15 protein-coding genes and 2 pseudogenes are annotated in these 18,749 nt (G+C 62.9%); 6 read left to right on the top strand and 11 right to left on the bottom strand.

Annotated elements, in window-relative coordinates; translation table 11 throughout:
* Positions 1–4: 4 nt before the first annotated feature.
* The 5 genes from ACVWYI_RS13575 to ACVWYI_RS13555 form a co-directional block, all read right to left on the bottom strand.
* On the bottom strand, positions 5–433 hold the full coding sequence (locus ACVWYI_RS13575; protein WP_354053134.1) for a globin family protein: 429 nt from the start codon (positions 431–433) through the stop codon (positions 5–7).
* A 120-nt stretch (positions 434–553) separates the two neighbouring features.
* Positions 554–1,933, bottom strand: coding sequence for an MFS transporter (locus ACVWYI_RS13570; protein ID WP_456662304.1), 1,380 nt, complete (start codon positions 1,931–1,933; stop codon positions 554–556).
* A gap of 337 nt (positions 1,934–2,270) precedes the next feature.
* Positions 2,271–3,065, bottom strand: a complete 795-nt coding sequence (locus ACVWYI_RS13565; RefSeq protein ID WP_247441314.1) for an ABC transporter ATP-binding protein — start codon at positions 3,063–3,065, stop codon at positions 2,271–2,273.
* Between the two features lie 12 nt (positions 3,066–3,077).
* On the bottom strand, positions 3,078–3,974 hold the full coding sequence (ntrB, locus tag ACVWYI_RS13560) for a nitrate ABC transporter permease (RefSeq protein ID WP_456662303.1): 897 nt from the start codon (positions 3,972–3,974) through the stop codon (positions 3,078–3,080).
* Between the two features lie 71 nt (positions 3,975–4,045).
* Positions 4,046–5,365, bottom strand: coding sequence for a CmpA/NrtA family ABC transporter substrate-binding protein (locus tag ACVWYI_RS13555; protein ID WP_456662302.1), 1,320 nt, complete (start codon positions 5,363–5,365; stop codon positions 4,046–4,048).
* A gap of 661 nt (positions 5,366–6,026) precedes the next feature.
* On the opposite strand from ACVWYI_RS13555, the gene ACVWYI_RS13550 reads away from it, so the two are divergent.
* Together ACVWYI_RS13550 and ACVWYI_RS13545 are read left to right on the top strand one after the other, a co-directional pair.
* Positions 6,027–6,866: a formate/nitrite transporter family protein gene (locus ACVWYI_RS13550; protein ID WP_247342686.1), complete on the top strand. Its 840-nt coding sequence runs from the start codon at positions 6,027–6,029 to the stop codon at positions 6,864–6,866.
* 60 nt (positions 6,867–6,926) lie between these two features.
* Positions 6,927–8,663, top strand: coding sequence for a protein kinase domain-containing protein (locus ACVWYI_RS13545; RefSeq protein WP_456662301.1), 1,737 nt, complete (start codon positions 6,927–6,929; stop codon positions 8,661–8,663).
* A gap of 48 nt (positions 8,664–8,711) precedes the next feature.
* Here the strand turns inward: ACVWYI_RS13545 and ACVWYI_RS13540 are convergent.
* A pseudogene (locus ACVWYI_RS13540) lies at positions 8,712–9,582 on the bottom strand (SDR family oxidoreductase).
* Between the two features lie 102 nt (positions 9,583–9,684).
* Between ACVWYI_RS13540 and ACVWYI_RS13535 the strand changes: the two are divergent.
* On the top strand, positions 9,685–10,578 hold the full coding sequence (locus tag ACVWYI_RS13535; protein WP_456662300.1) for a LysR family transcriptional regulator: 894 nt from the start codon (positions 9,685–9,687) through the stop codon (positions 10,576–10,578).
* Positions 10,579–10,611: 33 nt separating this feature from the next.
* Here ACVWYI_RS13535 and ACVWYI_RS13530 read toward each other — a convergent pair whose 3' ends face one another.
* Positions 10,612–11,529 (bottom strand): intradiol ring-cleavage dioxygenase, encoded by a 918-nt coding sequence (locus tag ACVWYI_RS13530; RefSeq protein WP_456662299.1) that lies wholly within the window; start codon positions 11,527–11,529, stop codon positions 10,612–10,614.
* 173 nt (positions 11,530–11,702) lie between these two features.
* On the opposite strand from ACVWYI_RS13530, the gene ACVWYI_RS13525 reads away from it, so the two are divergent.
* Positions 11,703–12,977, top strand: a complete 1,275-nt coding sequence (locus ACVWYI_RS13525) for a serine hydrolase domain-containing protein (RefSeq protein ID WP_456662298.1) — start codon at positions 11,703–11,705, stop codon at positions 12,975–12,977.
* 22 nt (positions 12,978–12,999) lie between these two features.
* On the opposite strand, the gene ACVWYI_RS13520 is transcribed toward ACVWYI_RS13525, so the two are convergent.
* From ACVWYI_RS13520 to ACVWYI_RS13505, 4 genes are all read right to left on the bottom strand, one after another.
* Complete coding sequence (locus tag ACVWYI_RS13520; RefSeq protein WP_456662297.1) at positions 13,000–14,319, bottom strand: TRAP transporter large permease; 1,320 nt, start codon at positions 14,317–14,319, stop codon at positions 13,000–13,002.
* Positions 14,316–14,831, bottom strand: coding sequence for a TRAP transporter small permease (locus tag ACVWYI_RS13515; protein WP_456662296.1), 516 nt, complete (start codon positions 14,829–14,831; stop codon positions 14,316–14,318). The genes ACVWYI_RS13520 and ACVWYI_RS13515 overlap by 4 nt, the downstream gene beginning before the upstream one ends.
* An 83-nt stretch (positions 14,832–14,914) precedes the next feature.
* Positions 14,915–15,913, bottom strand: coding sequence for a TRAP transporter substrate-binding protein (locus ACVWYI_RS13510; RefSeq protein WP_456662295.1), 999 nt, complete (start codon positions 15,911–15,913; stop codon positions 14,915–14,917).
* 384 nt (positions 15,914–16,297) lie between these two features.
* Positions 16,298–16,531 carry a hypothetical protein gene (locus ACVWYI_RS13505; protein WP_247441295.1) on the bottom strand — a complete coding sequence of 78 codons (234 nt, stop codon included), beginning with the start codon at positions 16,529–16,531 and terminating at the stop codon, positions 16,298–16,300.
* Positions 16,532–16,671: 140 nt separating this feature from the next.
* On the opposite strand from ACVWYI_RS13505, the gene ACVWYI_RS13500 reads away from it, so the two are divergent.
* On the top strand, positions 16,672–17,013 hold the full coding sequence (locus ACVWYI_RS13500; RefSeq protein ID WP_247441293.1) for a DUF1236 domain-containing protein: 342 nt from the start codon (positions 16,672–16,674) through the stop codon (positions 17,011–17,013).
* A 267-nt stretch (positions 17,014–17,280) separates the two neighbouring features.
* Positions 17,281–18,739, top strand: a pseudogene (locus ACVWYI_RS13495) (sensor histidine kinase).
* Positions 18,740–18,749: the final 10 nt, after the last annotated feature.

The raw sequence follows: 18,749 nt of genomic DNA, 5'->3' as shown, positions 1-18,749 counted from the left end.
TCTCCTATTCGGCGGCCTGCGCCTGGGCGCCATAGGCCTCGGAAATCATGTAGCCGGACAGCACGCCATAGGCGTCGGTCCAGGCGCTGGCGAGTTCGGGCGTCCAGGCTTCGCCGAGCCCCTTCTCCAGGGTCCACAGCAAGGTCGCGCCGACCACGGGGTAGTGCTCGGCCTGGGCGCCGTAAGCGACGTGCCGCTTCGCCAGCGCCGAGGCCGCGGGAAGAATCGAATCCAGGTTCGACAGGCCGCCGACGACGGCGGCGAGCATGCCCATCAGCTTCTTGCGCTGCTCGGTCATGTCCTCAGGAAACATCGCGCGCACCGACGGCGCCACCTCGAACAGGCGATCGTAGAACAGTATCGCGGCCTGCGCGGAAATCGGCGCGACCTTGGCAAAGCTCTGCTGGACGAGGGTGATCTGTTCTGGCGTCATGATGTTCTCCTGCCTGTTTCGGTTTGCCTTGGTGCGCGCCGTTGCGAACCAGGTTCATGATCAAACTGTCGGGCAATGCTTCTCCCCGCGTACGGAGAGAAGCGAGATTCGTACCAAGTGTTACACGCGCGCCCCGGCAAGGCTTGACACGCCTTCACCCTGCGGGCTGCGACGCAGATAGAACCACCAGGTCAGCGCGAGGCAGGAGGCGTAGAAACCGAGATAGATCGCGAGCGCGAGCTGCGGTCCTCCCGTCAGCGCGATCGACTTGCCGAAGCCGGTCGGGATCAGATAGCCGCCGACGGCGCCGACCGCGCCGATGAATCCGACCGCCGCACCGCTCTCGATGCTCGCCGTCTTCAAGGCGACCGCGCGCTCCGCATCGCCCTTGCCGCGCACCCTGAACAGATTCTGCTCGCGGAAGATCGAGGGAATCATGCGGTAGGTCGAACCGTTGCCGATGCCCGTCGTCACGAACAGGACCAGGAACATCGACAGGAAGCCGATAAAGTCCTTCTGCCCGACGAAGTAGAGCACGCCGACCGTGGCGCCTGCCATCACGATGAAATTCCAGAACGTGATGACCGACCCACCGATCTTGTCGGCAAGCCAGCCGCCGAGCGGCCGCGACAACGAGCCGACCAGCGGCCCCAGGAATGCGATCGCAATCGTGACTTGCGGAAACTGCGTCTTGATCAGCAGCGGAAACGCAGCCGAGTAGCCGATGAACGAGCCGAACGTGCCGATATAGAGATACGCCATGATCCAGGTGTGCTTGCGCTTGACCACTGCGAGCTGGTTCCTGATCGACGACTTGGCCGTGGTCAGGTTGTTCATGAAGAACACCGCGCCGAACACCGCGATCGCGATCGGCAGCACCCACATCAGGCCGGCGTTTTGCAGGAAGACACCGTCGACGGGTGTTGCCTGGAACAGGTTGATGACGGCGAGCGTCATCAGGATCGGGGTCAACAGCTGCACGCTGGAGACGCCGATATTGCCGCCGGCGGCATTCAGTCCGAGCGCCCAACCCTTCATCCGGTCAGGAAAGAAGAAGGAGATGTTGGTCATGCTGGACGCAAAATTGCCGCCGCCGAGGCCGGCGGTCGAGGCAATCAGGAGCATCAGCCAGAACGGCGTATCGGGCTGGCCCACGAAATAGGCCAGCGAGAGCGTCGGAATGAACAGGATCGCAGCACTGAAGATGGTCCAGTTGCGGCCGCCGAAGGTCGTCACCGCGAAAGTGTAGGGAAAGCGCATCAACGCGCCGATCAGCCCGGGCACCGCGACGAGCTGGAACAGCTGGTCGGTGGTGTAGTGGAAGCCCGCTTGCGGCAGCTTGGTGGTGACGATGCTCCAGATCAGCCAGACCGAGAAGCCGATATGCTCGGCCACGATCGACCAGATCAGGTTGCGTCGCGCGATAGTCTTGCCAGTCGCATTCCAGAACGCCTCATCTTCGGGGCGCCAGTCTGAAATCCAGTTTGGATTCTTCGTCATTGAGTATCCCTTTCAGGCTCACCGCTGCGTCGTTGCAGGCTCTGCCTCCAGGCAAGGAGGCGCGCGCCGAGGCCAAGCCCCGGTGGCGAGTTCACGATGCTGATTGATGATGTTAAGGGACGTCGTCGTTGGCGTCGCAGTTGGTATTTCAATTTCCGTGCCAACCACGCGCATTCGGTAAATACAGGGAATTCAGAGACTTATTCGAACAGCCCGAAATTGTTGCAGGGCTCCATTCGCACGCAAATTTTGCGATTCGCTCAATCCTTGTGCGGCGCACAAGGATTGAGCTTGATGTCTGTTATTTGTGCGGGCCACGCATGTGTTAACGACGCGCTTACGCGGCTTCGACGAAGCGATGACGCTCATAGAGGAATTCGAGCACGCGCTGCCGGCACTTCAGATAAGCGGCGTTGGTCGCGAGCTCGAGCCGCTTGCGCGGGCGCGCCAGCGGCACCTCCAGCACCTCGCCGATGCGCGCGCTCGGCCCGTTCGTCATCATGACGATGCGGTCGGACAGCAGCACGGCCTCGTCGACGTCGTGGGTGATCATCAAGATGGTGTTGCCTAGCTTCTGATGCAGCGCCATCACGGAGTCCTGCAAGTGCGCGCGGGTCAGCGCGTCGAGCGCGCCGAACGGCTCGTCGAGCAGCAGCACCTTGGGCTCCATCGCAAGCGCGCGGGCAATGCCGACGCGCTGCTTCATGCCGCCGGAGATTTCCGAGGGCCGCTTGTCCTTGGCATGGGCCATCTGCACGAGGTTGAGATTGTGCATGACCCATGCGTCGCGTTCGGCGCGCTTCTTGGTCTTGGCGAAGACCTTGTCGACGCCGAGCCTGACGTTCTCGTACACGGTCAGCCACGGAAGCAGGCTGTGGTTCTGGAACACCACTGCGCGATCCGGACCCGGCGAGTTCACCTCGCGGTTCTCCAGCAGTACGCCGCCGGTGGTGGCGGTGGTCAATCCTGCGATGATGTTGAGCAGGGTCGACTTGCCGCAACCGGAATGACCGATGATCGAGACGTATTCGCCCTTCTCGATCGTCAGGTTGATCTCCTTCAACACCTCGGTCGTGGCCGCGCCGCGGGTGAAGACCTTGTCGATGTGGTCGAGCTTCAAATAGGCGGTCATGTGCTTTCCCCTTCAGTTCGGCGCGGTGCCGCGGGTGACGATCTTGCCGACGCCCGCGATCAGACGGTCGAGCACGAAGCCGATGATGCCGACATAGAACAGCGCCAGGATGATCTCGCTGATATGCGAGGAGTTCCAGGCGTCCCAGATGAAGAAGCCGATGCCGACACCGCCGATCAGCATTTCCGCGGCCACGATCGCGAGCCAGGACAAGCCGATGCCGATGCGAAGCCCCGTGAAGATGTAGGGCGCGGCGGCCGGGATCATGATCTTGGCGAAGAACTCGAGCGGATTGAGCTGCACCACCGCGGCGACGTTGCGGTAGTCCTGCGGGATGTTGCGGACGCCGACCGCGGTGTTGATGATGATCGGCCAGATCGAGGTGATGAAGATGACGAAGATCGCCGAGGGCTGGCCGTCGCGGAACGCCGCGAGGGAGAGCGGCAGCCAGGCGAGCGGCGGGATAGTGCGCAAGACCTGAAACAACGGATCGAGCCCGCGCATGGCCCAGACCGACTGGCCGACCAGGACGCCGAGCGCAATGCCCGCGATGGCGGACAGCGAATAGCCGAGCGCGACGCGCTGGAGACTGGCTGAGAGATGCCAGAACAGACCCTTGTCGATGCCGCCGTGATCGAAGAACGGATCGAGGATCAGTTCCTTGGTGTCCTTGAAGACTTTTGACGGTGGCGGCAGCGCCGAGCCGGCGCGACGGCAGACGAGTTCCCATATCAATGTCAGCAGCGCGACCACGACGAGCGGCGGGATCACGCGCACGGCGGTCTCCCGCGCCATCCGCGCGTAGGTCTCGCCGCGCCGCGGGCGCCTCGGTGTCATCGCGACGACCGGCGCGGCGGCGCCGGTCGTGGTCGCGGTCTCAATGTCCATCTTCGTGGCAGGCATGTTCATCGCTATCTCTCCGGCTCCCAATCTCGGCTTTCCAAGACGATGCGGCCGCCTCACGGCAGCCGCAGGCTCCATCAGACTTCGACGCGCTTGATCGCGAGCGACTTCAGATAGGCGGCCGGATTTTCGGGGTCGAACACCTTGCCGTCGAAGAAGGTTTCCTTGCCGCGCGAGGTGGAGGCCGGGACATCGGCAGTAGCGACGCCCAGCGTCTTGGCCGCATCGCGCCACATGTCCTCGCGGTTGACCTTGGCAATGAGCGCCTTGGTGTCGAAATTCGCCTCGTACTTGCCCCAGCGGATGTCTTCGGTGAGGAACCAGAGATCATGGCTCTGGAACGGATAGGAGGCATGGTCCTTCCAGAAGCGCATCTGCTGCGGCGAATTTTCGACGATGCGACCGGTGCCGTAGTCGAACTTGCCTTTCATGCGATCGGTGATGTCCTCAACCGGGCAGTTGATCCACTGGCGCTTGGCGCAGATCACTGCGGCTTCCTCTCGGTTCTCGGCCTTCTCCGACCATTGCTGGGCTTCCATCACCGCCATCAGCAGCGCCTTCGCCGCCTTCGGGTATTTGTCGACCCAGGCCGCGCGCATGCCGAACGACTTTTCGGGATGCTTGTCCCATAGCTCGCCGGTGGTGATCGCGGTGTAGCCGATCTCCTGGTGGATCAGCTGGAGGTTCCAGGGCTCACAGACGCAGAAGCAGTCCATGGTGCCGACCTTCATATTGGCCACCATCTGAGGCGGCGGCACCACGATGGTCTCGATGTCCTTGTCAGGATCGATCCCGCCGGCAGCGAGCCAGTAGCGGATCCAGAGATCATGGGTGCCGCCGGGAAAGGTCATCGCGGCCTTCACGGACTTTCCTGAGGCCTTCTTCTTCTCCAGCGCAGTCTTGAAGGGCGCGGTGTTGATGCCGACCTTGAGGTCCGCATATTCCTTGGCGACCGAGATGCACTGACCGTTCAGGTTCAGGCGCGCCAGAATGTACATCGGCGTGGGCTGGTTGTTCTGCGTCACCTTGCCGGCCGAGATCAGATACGGCATCGGGGTCAAGATGTGCGCGCCGTCGATGCCATTGCCTTCGGAGCCGAGCACGAGATTGTCACGCGTGGTGCCCCAGGAGGCCTGCTTCTGGACCTCGACATCGGGCATGCCGTATTTGGCGAAGATGCCCTTCTCCTTCGCGACGAACAGCGGGGTCGCGTCGGTGAGGGCGATGAAGCCGAGCTTGGCGCCCTTGACCTCGGGGCCGGCGTCCTGCGCGAAAGCGCCGGCGGGGAAATTCAGCTTGGCAGCGGCGAGGAGTGCGACGGTCGAGCCGGCAGCCTTCAACAATTGACGGCGGTTCAGGCCGATCGTTTCCGAGGGCCGGCGGGTGCGCTTGGTCATTGGCGGTGTCGTCCTTTGCGTCGTTGCAGAATGATTGCGTCAGTGCACGCGAGCAGCCCGTCCGTCCGTGACCCCAAAAAAGGCCCATGCGAACGCGCGACAGGGAACCCCCCGTCTGGTGGCGTCACAAATCGGATGAGAAGTCTCGCGGGACGGCTTCAATGGCGTCGGCTGGGAACTATTCAAGCTTCGTGCCAAGCCCAAAGCAGCGAAAAGCGACGCCAGTTCATAACGTTATGTGCAGCGCGCCAGTTTGTCGCAGGCTTAGTCCGCACGTGAAATTTGCGACCTGCTCAATCCTTGTGCGGCGCACAAATACTATGCAGCGGCTCAAGCATAAGGCCACGGAGTGCGTCGAAATCTGAACCGTGGCAATGGTATCTAATTAATATCGCTAACTCTTTTCAAGCTGCAGGCCCCGGCATGCAAATTGCTTCTTCCATCACGTCAACGAAGACTGCGGCTTTGCCGCATGGTTGCAGCCTCTGGCGGCCGCAACGAGGAAGCTCAACTGCTTCGCGGCCCTTCCCGGCTCGGTCGTCGTGACGCGATTCCCAAGGCTTCCGAAACCATTCCAAGCCCTCGTGCGCGGCGGGCAGCCCGCGGCCAATCGCTCTCGCAGGAGGGCGTGATCTCTTTTACGAAGCAAAAGGAACCATCGATGTCGTATCTCGCGCCTTCGGAATTCGTCACCAAGATGGTGGATGCGGGCGAGTCCAAGATATTCATGTCCACCCGGGATACCATCATCCGCGCTTATATGGCCGGCGCCATCCTCACGCTCGGCGCATGGTTCGCCATCACGATCAACGTCAACACCGGCCAGCCGCTGGTCGGCGCGATGCTGTTTCCGGTCGGCTTCATCATGCTGTACCTGCTCGGCTTCGATCTGCTCACCGGCGTGTTCGTGCTCTCACCGCTCGCCCTGATCGACAAGCGTCCCGGCGTCACGCTTGGCGGCGTGCTGCGCAACTGGGGCCTCGTCTTCGTCGGCAACTTCGGCGGCGCCCTCACCGTCGCCTTCATGATGGCTTTCGTCACGACGTTCGGTTTCACGCAAGAGCCCGACAAGGTCGGCGCGGCCATCGGAAATATCGGCGAAGGCCGAACGCTCGGCTACGCCGCGCATGGTGCCGCCGGCATGGCGACCCTGTTCATGCGCGGCATGCTCTGCAACTGGATGGTCTCGACCGGCGTCGTCGGCGCCATGATCTCGACCTCGGTCCCCGGCAAGGTCATCGCGATGTGGATGCCCATCATGCTGTTCTTCTACATGGTGTTCGAGCATTCCGTCGTGAACATGTTCCTGTTTCCCTCGGGCCTGATGCTGCACGCGAAGTTCTCGATCATGGACTATCTGATCTGGAACGAGATCCCGACCGTGCTCGGCAATCTCGTCGGCGGCCTCGCCTTCACTGGCATGACCCTCTACACCACGCACGTCATGACCAAGCCGAAGCGGCAGGCCGGCAAGGCCGCGCCGACCCGCGTTGCGGCCTGATCGAAAACGTCTCGACAGGGGAGCCTCGTCCGACCAGGGTGAGGCTCCCCTTTGCCGGTGATGACAATGACCCGCGGACTTCATATCTCGGTCGGCCAGCATTCCGACAAGGGTCGCAAGCCCATCAACCAGGATTTTCACGGCGTCCTCGTTCCGGACGAGCCGATGCTCAGCCTGAAGGGCATTGCGGCCGTCCTCGCCGACGGCATCTCCAGCAGCACGGTGAGCCAGATCGCCAGCGAGTCGGCGGTCAAGAGCTTCCTGATGGACTATTACTGCACGTCGGAATCCTGGACGGTGAAGACCTCCGCCCGCCGCGTGCTGGATGCCACCAATTCCTGGCTGCACGCGCAGACGCGCAAGAGCCAATATGCCTATGACCGCGACAAGGGCTATGTCTGCACCCTGAGCGCCATGGTCATCAAGGCGACCACCGCTCACATCTTCCACGTCGGCGACTGTCGCGTCTATCGCGTCGCCGGCAAGGCGCTCGAGCAGCTGACCGACGATCACCGGATCATCGTGTCGTCGGAGCAAACCTATCTCGGCCGCGCGCTCGGCATCAATCCGCAGCTCGAGATCGACTACCAGAGTTTCGAAATCGAGACTGGCGACACTTTCCTGCTGGCGACCGACGGCGCCTATGAATTCGTCGACGCGCGTTTCATCACGAGCGCGCTCAGCGAGCATGCAGCCGGGCTCGATGGGGCGGCGAAAGCGATCGTCCAGGAAGCCTACCGGCGCGGCAGCGACGACAACATCACGGTCCAGATCCTCCGCATCGATGCGGTGCCGCACCGCGAGCCAGCCGGCATCTTCAACCAGACCTCCCAACTGCCGCTTCCCCCGCTGCCGGAGCCGCGGGCAATCTTCGACGGCTACAGGATCGTCCGCGAAATCCACGGCAGCAGCCGCAGTCACATCTACCTTGCCGTCGACGCAGTAACCGAAGAGCCAGTCGCGCTGAAGCTTCCGTCGATCGATTTGCGCGACAATGCCGCCTATTTGAAGCGCTTCCTGATGGAGGAGTGGATCGCGCGCCGGATCGACAGCCCGCACGTGCTGAAGCCGTTGTCGCAGTCGAAACGGCGCAGCTATCTCTACGTTGCCACCGAATTCGTCGAAGGTCAGACCTTGCGGCAATGGATGACGGACAATCCACGCCCCGATCTCGAAACCGTCCGCGGACTGGTCGAGCAAATCGCCGCGGGCCTGCGCGCCTTCCACCGCATGGAAATGCTGCATCAGGACCTCAGGCCCGACAACATCCTGATCGACAAGACCGGGACCGCGAAGATCATCGACTTTGGATCAGTCAGGGTGGCAGGCGTCGCGGAGGCCGCGCCGCAGGACGAGGCCGACGAAATTCTGGGAACGGTCCAGTACACGGCGCCGGAATATTTTCTTGGGCAAGGCGGCTCGTCGCGCTCCGACATGTTTTCGCTGGCCGTGATCTGCTACCAGATGCTGACGGGAAAGCTTCCCTATGGCACCCAAATCGCCAGTATCCGGCGCAAGGCGGACGTGCGGAGGCTCAAATATCGCCCGGCCAACGACGACAGCAACGTGCCTGCTTGGGTCGACGGCGCGCTCAGACGTGCGCTCCATCCGGATCCCTACAAGCGGCACGAGGATCTGTCCGAATTCGTCTTCGAGCTTCGCTCGCCCAATCCGGCCTATCTCGACACGCGGATCACGCCCTTGCTGGAGCGCAGCCCGCTGATGTTCTGGAAATTGACCACGGCGGCGCTCGCCTGCGTCGTCGTGGTCCTGCTTGCGATGTTGCACGCGCGCTGATCAAGGGTGTAGCCAGGCACGTTGTCGCGATGGGACGTGCCCGTGCCGTCAGGCAAAGGCCGCGATCTCGGAGACAAGGTCGCGATAGGAGCGCAGGGGACGCCCCAACAGCGCGGTCAGCCGCTCGACGTCGCCAGCCTCTGGGACCATTCCCTCGGTGAGGAAACGCTCGCTCATCAGCCGCATGTCGTAGGCCATCCAGCTCGGCATGAACTGCCGGAGATTCTTCTCGAAGCCGGCGGTATCGTCACCGGGATAGGCGATCGTGCGACCCAGCACCTCCGACCAGACGGCGGCGGCTTTCGCGCCGGTCAGCGTTTCGGGACCGACCAGATTGATGCGGTCGAGCGCAAGCGGCGCTGCGGGCTCGCTCACGACGGATGAGCTCAACGGCCGCGATCTCGCCGATGTCGCGCGCATCGATCATGGCGAGCCCCCTGCTCCCGATCGGCATCGGATAGATGCCGTATCCGGTCACCACGTCCTTGATCGTGAGATCGTTGTTCATGAAGTAGGCGGGGCGCAGGATGGTGGCGTTGAAGCCCATCTGCTCGATCATCCGCTCGACGCCGAACTTGCCGGCAAAGTGCGGGACATTCACGTAGCGATCGCTGTGGATCACCGAGAGGTAGACCACGCGCTCGACGCCGGCCTCGCGGGCCACGTTGAGCGCGATCAGCGCCTGCGTGAATTCATCGGCGACCACAGCGTTGAGCAAGAACAGGGTCGAGACGCCCTTGAACGCGCTGCGCAGCGAGTCGACGTCGAGCAGGTCGCCCTGCACGACCGTGACGCCTGCCGGCAGGTTTGCCTTTGCGGAATCGCGGGCGAGAGCGCGGACATCGGCGCCGCGCTTGACGAGTTGTTCGACGACGTTGCGGCCGATGGTGCCGGTTGCGCCGATAACGAGGATGGTCATGGGGATCACTCCGGGTTGGGTCAGAAGACACCCGGGAAATTAGTGATCCACATTCAAACCGATATACGATATATCTAGACAGACCGTCTCACTGGTGGAACGATGGACCTGCTCGCACTCGCCGATTTCAATCTCGTCGCCCGGCACGGCGGGTTCGGACGCGCCGCACGGGCCGCCGGGCGTCCGAAAGCCACCCTCTCCCGCCGGGTCGCGGAGCTGGAAGCCGCGCTCGACCTGCGCCTGTTCGAGCGCGGCGCGCGCGCCGTGAAACTCACCCAGGAAGGACGCGCCCTTTACGAGCGGACGGGGGCATTGCTCACCGAGCTCGACGAGACAGCGGCAGCGATCGCTTCGGGCGGGGACAGCCCGCGAGGCAGGATGCGGATCAGCGCGCCTTTGCTGTTCTCTCAGACTGCGATGGGGAAACTCGCGGCCGGGTTCGCGCTCAGATATCCTCAGGTCCGTCTTGAGGTCTCGACGGAAGATCGCTCCGTCGACATGGTGGAGGAGGGGTATGATCTGGTGATCCGGGTCAATCCCGATCCAGATGACAGCCTTGTCGGACGAATCTTCCTGCGCGATCGGCTGGTGGTCGTGGCGAGCCCGGACCTGAAACGACCGAAGGACGGCATCGCTGTGCCGGCTGTCATGCGCGGACCGGGCGACCAGCTGACAAGCTGGGAAGTGACGGTGCCAAGCGGAAGATCGCGCATCGCGGTTGATCCGGTCCTTCGGCTGTCATCGCTCGTCATGGTCCGCGATGCAGTCCGGGCGGGCGTCGGCGCCGCACGCCTTCCGGTGTCACTGGTCAGTCACGATCTGGCTGCCGGCACGCTGGTGCATTGGGGCGACATCGACGGACCAGAGATCGCGTTATGGACGCTCTATCCATCGCGCCGGCTCCTAAGCGCGCGCGTATCCGCTTTCCTCGACTTTATGAAGGAAGCCTTCCCCATGGGGACGCCTGACGAGCTGGCGGCCTTTATCGGGAGATGAGGGGGGCGGGCGCGCGCGGCTCGCGCCTGACCGTCAGGCCGGCTCCTCCGCCTTCGTCCCCAGCGGCTTCGGCGCCATGCCGCCGCCCGGCTTGAGGTGGAATTCGTAGCTCATCAAGTGCCACTGCCCGCTTGCCTTGGAGCCGTCGGGCATCGCCGGATCGTTGCGCGGCTCGACCTTGGCGACGAGATCGTCCTTGACCCCGAACACCACGTCGGAATCCAGATATTTGTCGCCGTCCATGAAGACATGGGTGATCAGCGGCTCGTAGCCTTTCGCATTGACCAGGAAGTGCACGTGCGCGGGCCGCATCGGGTGGCGGTTGGTCTGCACGATCATCTCGCCGACCGGGCCATCGGTCGGGATCGGGTAGCTGCACGGCAAGATGGTGCGGAAGAAGAAGCGGCCGTCGCTATCCGTGATGAAACGCGCCCGCGCGGAGGCGCCGACCTCCTCATAGTTCGGCTTCTGTGAATCGTAGAAGCCGTCATCATCGGCATGCCAGACGTCGACGGGGACATTCGCGAGCGGCTTGCCATTGAGATCGGTGACGCGGCTCTGCACGAACATCCGTTCGCCGGTTTGATTGTTCGGAGAGATGTCGGTGCCGTGCGCCGTCACCTTGTGCTCGCCGACATAGAACGGCCCGAGCACGGTGGTCTGGGTGGCGCCCTCGCGCTCGCGGTGGTTGACCGCGTCGACCAGCATGGAGACGCCGAGCACGTCGGACAGGAGGATGAATTCCTGGCGGGTATCCGTGCATTTCTGGCCGGTGCGGGTCAGGAAATCGATGGCGTATTCCCATTCCTCGAAGGTGAGGCCGGTCTTGCTCACGTAATCGTGCAGCGACTTCACCAATTCCTGGAGCAGGAATTTCGCGCGCGGGTCGGGTGTCTGGTCAAAGCTCCGGACGACGGCTTCGGTGAGTTCAGTCTCGTTGAACTGGGTCATGGTGCGTTTGCCTGCGATTTTCTCGTGGGCCCATGGGGATCTTTGCGGCTCCCTGGAGGCGTTCCAAGGTGGAGACTACACCAGTAGGCCGGGCGGCGTTAAGCGCAACGCGCTTGGAATGGGGCTGCCATTTCGGCTATCAACCTTCCCAGAAAAGCTGCCCGGAGGAACTGATGCTCGCCCCTACCCCCGCCTCGCCCGAATCCGTCGGTATGTCCAAGGTCGCGCTCGACCGCGTCGATGCGCATCTGAAGAGCCGCTACATCGATGCCGGCCGCTTCCCGGGCACGCATCTCCTGGTCTATCGGCGCGGCAAGGTTGCGCATAGTTCGGTTCAGGGTTTTGCCGACGTCGAGCGCAAGCTGCCGGTCAAGGACGACACCATCTACCGCATCTATTCCATGACCAAGCCGCTCACTAGCGTCGCCTTCATGATGCTGGTTGAGCAGGGCCTCGTTGCGATCGACGAGCCCGTCGCCAAGTACATTCCGGAGTGGAAGGATCTCGGCGTGTTCGTCGCCGGCAACGCGCCGGCCTTCCTGACCCGGCCGCCGTCGCGGCCGATGCTGATCGTCGACCTCCTGCGCCACACCGCCGGCCTCACCTACGGCTTCCAGCAGCGCTCCAACGTCGATGCCGCCTACCGCACTGAAAAGATCGGCGAGGTCGAGAAGTCAGGCACGCTCCAGACCATGATCGAGAGCCTCGCGAAAATCCCGCTGGAGTTCTCGCCGGGCGAGGCCTGGAACTACTCGGTCGCGACCGACGTGCTCGGCTACCTCGTCGGCAAGATCTCCGGGATTCCCTTCGAGCAGTTCCTGAAACAACGCATCCTCGATCCACTCGGCATGACCGACACTGATTTCCACGTGCCGGCTTCCAAGGCCCACCGGTTCGCCGCCTGTTACTCGGCCGACCCGGGTGGCGGCATGACCTTTCATGCCGGTCAGCGGCGCGAGGGCCTGACGCTCCAGGACGATCCGGCGACGAGCTCGTTCCTCGTCCCGCCCTCCTTCATCTCCGGCGGCGGCGGCCTCTGCTCGACAGTTGCCGACTATCTCACCTTCTGCCGCGCGTTGCTCAATGGCGGCGAGCTCGGCGGCGTCAGGCTGATCGGGCCGAAGACGATGGCGTTGATGACGAGCAATCACATTCCGGGCGGCCGTTCGCTGCCCGAAGTGTCGCGCTCCCTGTTCTCCGAAGCTGCCTATAACGGCATCGGCTTCGGCCTTGGCTTCGCCGTGACCATGCGGCCGGCCGAGACGCTGATCGCCGGCAGCCCCGGCGAGTACAATTGGGGCGGCGCGGCCACCACCTCGTTCTGGATCGACCCGGCCGAGGAGCTGATTGCGATCTTCATGACGCAAGTGCTGCCGTCGAGTGCCTATCCGATCCGGCGCGAGCTGCGCAGCATGGTCTACGCCGCGATCACCGAGAGCAATCTCTAGGCCAACAGGGATCACGCCCCGCTCATTTCAACATCTCCGGCACGATCAGACGCGGCAGGAACAGCGACACGCTTGGCCAGACGATGACTGCCGCCAGGACGAGCAGCATCGGAATCAGCATGATCACCGTGTCCTTCAGCGCATAACGCAGCCGCACGCCGGCGATCGAACAGGCGATCATCAGACATAAACCATAGGGTGGCGTCACCAGCCCGAAGGCGAGCGATATAATGGAAATAATCGCGAACTGGACCGGATGGAGGTCTACGGACCTGGCGAGCGGCTCCAGCACAGTACCGACGATGATGATCGCCGGAATGGCGTCGAGAAAACAGCCCACCACCAGAAAGCAGAACGCGATGAAGAAGCCGGCCCCGATCGCACCCATGCCCCAGGTCGAGACGTTGGCCAGCAGTTCCTGCGGGATCCTGTAATAAGCCAACAGCCAGCCGAACGCGCTCGCGGTGCCCACGCAGAAGAGCGCGACGCCGGCCAGGCGCCCGGTGTCGAGCAACGCCCTGTAGAGTTCGCGCGCGCCGGTTTCACGGTAAAAGAATGTCGACAGCGCTACGGAATAAAGCACCGCGACGCAGGCGGATTCGGTCGCGGTGAACCACCCCAGCAGGATGCCGCCGACAATGATGAACGGCGTCATCAGCGCCGGTATCGAGCGCCAGATGGCGCAGCACATCTCCCTCCAGGTGTCCTTCGGATAGGTCGGATAGCCGCGGCGCACGGCATAGACATGCACTGTCGCCATCTGCGCGCCGGCGATCAGCAATCCCGGCACGATCCCCGCCAGGTACATCGCGGCGATCGAGGTTGAGATCAGCCCGCCCCACACGATCATCAGGATCGAGGGCGGGATGATGACGGCGAGCACGGCCGAGACCGCGGTGATGGCGATGGAGAACGAGAGGTCGTAACCCTCCTTGGTCTGGGCATCGATGAAGATCTTGGACTGGCTCGCCGCGTCCGCGGTGGAGGAGCCGGAGATGCCGGCAAAGAACACCGACAGCACGACGTTGATCTGCGCCAGCGACCCCGGCCAGTGCCCGACCATCGAGCGGGACAGCGCGACCAGCCGGTCGGTGATGCCGCCGATGCTCATCAGATTGGCGGTGAGCAGGAAGAACGGCACCGCCAGCAGGATAAACGAATTGTAGGCGTTGAAGGTTTCCTGCGCGAGCGTCATCAGCGACAGATGCGGCTCGATCAGCAGGATCGGCACGCAGGCAAGGCCAAGCGCGAAGGCGACCGGCACGCGTATGATGAGCAGGCCAACGAAAGCACCGAACAGGACCATCGCGGCCTGTCCGGCAGAAAGAACATTGCCGCTCATTGATTTGCCCCGACCAGAATCCGCATCTCGTCGACAATCTGTTCACCGGCGAACACGATCCAGGTCACGCCGGCAATCGGCCAGGCGACGTGGATCAGCCAAAGCGGCAGATCGGCCAGCTCCGAAGTTCTGTTCCAGGCAAAGCGGGTGAACTCGATGCCGGCGGATACGAACACCAGCGCCAGCGCCAGCACGCCGAGCCGCGCGAGAATCCGCACCATGGCTTCGCTTCGGCGTGACAGATCAGGCCAGACATCGACTTCAAAATGCTGCGACTCTCTTATGCCGACCATGGCGCCGATCATGATCGTCCAGATGAACATGAACCGCGCCATCTCCTCAGTCCAGATGTAGGACGGAATCAAAGGCGTGTAGCGCGAGATGATCTGCAACGTGACCGGAATGACCAGAATGCCGACCGAGGCGGCGAGCAGGATTTCCAGCAATTTTGCATAGGCCGCCGTCGCTCGGCGCCATAGCGACGGGTTCGGTGGCATCGATATTTCAGTCATCAAGACTCCGGGGATCACAATCACGCAACGGGGCAAGTCGTCTGGCTTGCCCCGACGTCCTGTCGCGTGGGCGGCGACAGTTCTCAGACGACGTTGATCTTCTCGAAAATGCCTTCCGCGCCGATTTCCTTGGCGTAGGTGGCCATCACGGGGTCGGCGAGCTTCTTCATGGCGTCCCGCTCTTCGAAGGGAACGCGCTTGAGCTTGCCTGCCTTCTCCAGCGCGTCGAGCTTGACGACCTCTTCGCTCGACTCCACCTGACGGCCGTAATCGCCGGCCTCCTTGCCGGCCTTCATGATCGCGTCCTGCAAGTCCTTGGGCAAGGTCTTCAGCGTCTTTACCGAGAAGCAGATCGGCCGGATCGACACGGCGTGCTGGGTCAGGTTGAGATGCGGGGCCACTTCGTAGAACTTCATCGCCTCGACGCCGGCCGCTTCGTTCTCGCCGGCCGATATCACGCCGTTCTGGATCGCGTTGTAGATTTCGTTATAGGCGATCACCGTCGGGCTCATGCCCACGGCCGCAAAGGTCTTCGACCAGATCGGCGCGCCTTGTACGCGCACCTTCAGGCTCTTGAGGTCGGCGAGAGTCTTGAGCGGCTTGTTGGCGAAAATGTTGCGGATGCCACCGCCGGAATAACCGATCAGAACGACCTCGGCCTTGGCCGCGACTTCGTCGGCGATCGGCGCCAGGATATTGGCTTCGACGACCTTGTTCATGTGCTCGATGCCCTTGAACAGGAAGGGCGCGTCGATGAACGGGGCCGCCTTGGCGAAGGTCGACATGTGAGCCGGCGAGACGATGCCGTAATCGACGGCTTTGCCCTGCGACATGTACTCGAAATACTGTTTTTCGAGACCGAGCGAGGAATTCCTGTGCAGCGTGAAGTTGACGGGCTTGCCGTAGTACTTCTTGACCAGCTCTTCGAACCGGAGCAGTGCCCGGTTGAAGGCGTGGTCGTCGTTGAACTGGACCGCGCCGTTCAGCGTGATCGGCGACTGTGCCCTGATGATCGACGGCATGCCCATCGCAGCCGCCGCAGTGGTCGCGCCGAGCCCAGCGAGAAATGATCTTCGCTTCATCGTCTCCCCTCCCTTTGATACTCCGGCCCTGTCGCCGGGCCGTGAGCGCAGCCGGTATACGGCTTGCGAGAGGGAAGCGTATGGAAAACGTCGGCGGGACGGAAGTCATTTCGCGTGCGCGGGAGGTCCTCTTCGTCGCAGGGCCACCCCTTGCGCGAGCTGTTGCACTGCAACTTGCGCTCCTGCCGACGTGTGGCGGGCTGAGGGGAGCCCTTCTCCTTCTCGTATCAGACAGAGGGCTTGCGGACCTGTGCGCTGCACGCACAGACCCGCTCGCCTTCCACAGCACTTTAGTGCAAATGGCCAATCAGATAGATGCCGCCGCCGATCACCAGCACGGCCGGCACGGCCCACAGAATCAGAACGGGCATTGTGTCATCCTCCTCAGTTGGACGTGCAGACCTTGACGGTCTTCATGCCGCTTTCAGCCTCGGTGCGCGACTTGTAGATGGTGCCCGACGGGCTGACGACGGTCATCGACGTGTCCGTCGGCTTCTTGTCGACGATGGTGCACTTCTTGGTCTTGACGTCCTGCACGACGTAGAACTCGTTGGCCGCGAACGCCGGCAGGGAGAATGCGGCAATCATCAATGCCGCAGTCGCAAGCTTCGTGTTCATGATCTTCCTCCTCCAGTTGCCGGGCATGTCGGTCCGGTCGATCCGAACAACGGGAAAAAATGGCACTTTGTTCCTGACTTCGGGGAACGGTGCCTGCGGTGGAATGTTGGTGCGGCGCTTGGTCTTACGTGGAGGACAATATGAAGAAGCTGTTTTTGCTATCCGCCGCGGCCATCCTGATGACGACCGGCGCTTTCGCGCAATCCACCGTGGTGACCACCGGAACCGGGCACGCGACAGCGGTTCAGATCGAGCCGCAATACCGAACCAGGATCCAATCCTACGTCACCGAACACCGCGTTCGCCCGGTCACGACGAAGGAAAAAATCATCGTCGGCGCGACGGTGCCGAGCGAGGTCGAGCTCGAGCCGGTTCCGACGGATTGGGGTCCCTCCCTCACCAAGTATCGCTATGTCTATACCGGCGATCGCGTGATGCTGGTGGATCCCGCTTCGCGCACGGTCGTTCAGGAAATCGACTGATCAAGGCGTGACGCAAGGCGGCCGCCTACGCCATGTGTCTGCTGCTGACCGCGATCAACATGAGCTGATGCGCAGGCGTCCCCGGCTGCGCTGCAATAACTCATCTTTCAACGGCCCGCCGAACGCGAAAATCGTGGCGCAGCGCAAGTCCCACCCGTATGGTCCCCCCAAAATCATAATCCGGCGCCGCTGCACCGGAACCGGGACGCCCGCGTTTTGTCAAAGCTCACCCTGCCGGTCCGGCTCGCTCTTCTGGTCACGGGAACGATGTTGCCGCTGATCGTCTTTGCGGTCGGTATTGCCGTCTACAATTACAAGCAGGACCGGAACGACGCGACCCGCCGCGTGCTGGAGAACGTACGCAGCATGCGCCTCGTGCTGGACTCCGAGGTGCAGCGGATGACCGGCGGCTTGCAGGTCCTTGCGCTGACGAATTCGCTGCGCAACGACGACTTCCAGAACTTCCGCCGCATCGCGCTCGGCTTCGTCGACCAATACGGCAAGGGCGGCCTCCGTGCTGATCTCCGATCGCAACGGCCGGCTGCTGTTCTCCTCGGCAACGGAGGACACTGCAAGCCTGCCGCCACGCGGTCATATCGAGATCATCGAGAAGGTATTTGCGACCAGGTCGCGGCAATATTCCGACCTGTTCACCGGCGCGATCAATGGGCGACAGGTGCTCACCGTCGAGGTCCCAGTGTTTCGCAACGGCGAGGTGATCTACGACCTCTGTTTCAGCCCGCCGATCAGCATCTTCCAGGATCTGGTGGAGAAGCAGCAGCCCGACAAGCTTTGGACGGTGTCGCTGCTCGACAACAAGGGGATCGTATTCGCGCGCGCGCCGAACCCCAGCGAAACCGTCGGCAAGCGCGCTTCGCCCTCGCTCTACGCCGAGATGTTCCGCAGCAGCGAGGCATCGCTTCCGGCAGTGTCGCTCGACGGCGTCGCCCTGGCCGGAGCCTACACGCGGTCGCAGCTGACCGGATGGACGGTCGCCGCCGGCGTCGCCGAGAGCTCGCTGATCGCTCCGCTCTGGCGCAACATCGCGATCACCAGCCTGATCGGCGGCATCCTGCTGCTGACCGGCCTGACCTTCGCGGTCCGGATGGCGACCACGATCGCGCGCGGCGAGATGCTGCACGATCTTCTGATCGATGAGCTTAACCACCGCGTCAAGAACACGCTGGCCTTGATGCAGGCGATCGCGGTGCAGACATTCCGAAGTTCAAGCCGGGACGAGCGGACGAAGTTCGAGGGCCGGCTTGGCGCGCTGGCCGAAGCGCATAATTTGCTGAGCCAGGAGAAATGGGCGGGGTCCGAGCTGCGGCACGTGATCGCCCGCGCGCTACAGCCGTTCCTGCTGAACAATCCCGAACGCATCCGCATGGCCGGACCCGCGGTGCCGCTGTCGCCACGGCTCGCCGTGGTGCTGTCGATGATCGTGCACGAGATCGCCACCAATGCCGCAAAGTACGGCGCGCTATCCAACGAGACCGGCCGGGTGACGCTGGAATGGGAAGTCATCGCCGATGCGCCGAAGCCGCGGCTGCGCCTGATCTGGACCGAGATCGGCGGACCGCCGGTGACGGCGCCGGTGCAGCGCGGCTTCGGCTCGCGCCTGATCGAGCGCAGTGCGCGCGACCAGCTCGGCGGCGAGGCGACCATCGACTTCCTGCCGCGCGGTGTCGTCTGCACGGTGATTTGCACGCTGGACGAAACGCGGTGAACGGGAGGCA

The sequence above is a fragment of the Bradyrhizobium sp. LB13.1 genome (assembly GCF_054056815.1).
Note: the sequence above shows the minus strand (reverse complement) of the source record. Positions and strands in the feature narration are given on the sequence as shown.

Bases quoted from the DNA above. Each gene is read 5' to 3' on its own strand.
- ACVWYI_RS13500 (WP_247441293.1), top strand. From the start codon at position 16,672: ATGAAGAAGCTGTTTTTGCTATCCGCCGCGGCCATCCTGATGACGACC.
- ACVWYI_RS13525 (WP_456662298.1), top strand. From the start codon at position 11,703: ATGCTCGCCCCTACCCCCGCCTCGCCCGAATCCGTCGGTATGTCCAAG.
- ACVWYI_RS13520 (WP_456662297.1), bottom strand. From the start codon at position 14,319: ATGAGCGGCAATGTTCTTTCTGCCGGACAGGCCGCGATGGTCCTGTTC.
- ACVWYI_RS13550 (WP_247342686.1), top strand. From the start codon at position 6,027: ATGTCGTATCTCGCGCCTTCGGAATTCGTCACCAAGATGGTGGATGCG.
- ACVWYI_RS13530 (WP_456662299.1), bottom strand. From the start codon at position 11,529: ATGACCCAGTTCAACGAGACTGAACTCACCGAAGCCGTCGTCCGGAGC.
- ACVWYI_RS13555 (WP_456662302.1), bottom strand. From the start codon at position 5,365: ATGACCAAGCGCACCCGCCGGCCCTCGGAAACGATCGGCCTGAACCGC.
- ntrB (WP_456662303.1), bottom strand. From the start codon at position 3,974: ATGAACATGCCTGCCACGAAGATGGACATTGAGACCGCGACCACGACC.
- ACVWYI_RS13565 (WP_247441314.1), bottom strand. From the start codon at position 3,065: ATGACCGCCTATTTGAAGCTCGACCACATCGACAAGGTCTTCACCCGC.
- ACVWYI_RS13570 (WP_456662304.1), bottom strand. From the start codon at position 1,933: ATGACGAAGAATCCAAACTGGATTTCAGACTGGCGCCCCGAAGATGAG.
- ACVWYI_RS13505 (WP_247441295.1), bottom strand. From the start codon at position 16,531: ATGAACACGAAGCTTGCGACTGCGGCATTGATGATTGCCGCATTCTCC.
- ACVWYI_RS13535 (WP_456662300.1), top strand. From the start codon at position 9,685: ATGGACCTGCTCGCACTCGCCGATTTCAATCTCGTCGCCCGGCACGGC.
- ACVWYI_RS13575 (WP_354053134.1), bottom strand. From the start codon at position 433: ATGACGCCAGAACAGATCACCCTCGTCCAGCAGAGCTTTGCCAAGGTC.
- ACVWYI_RS13545 (WP_456662301.1), top strand. From the start codon at position 6,927: ATGACAATGACCCGCGGACTTCATATCTCGGTCGGCCAGCATTCCGAC.
- ACVWYI_RS13510 (WP_456662295.1), bottom strand. From the start codon at position 15,913: ATGAAGCGAAGATCATTTCTCGCTGGGCTCGGCGCGACCACTGCGGCG.
- ACVWYI_RS13515 (WP_456662296.1), bottom strand. From the start codon at position 14,831: ATGACTGAAATATCGATGCCACCGAACCCGTCGCTATGGCGCCGAGCG.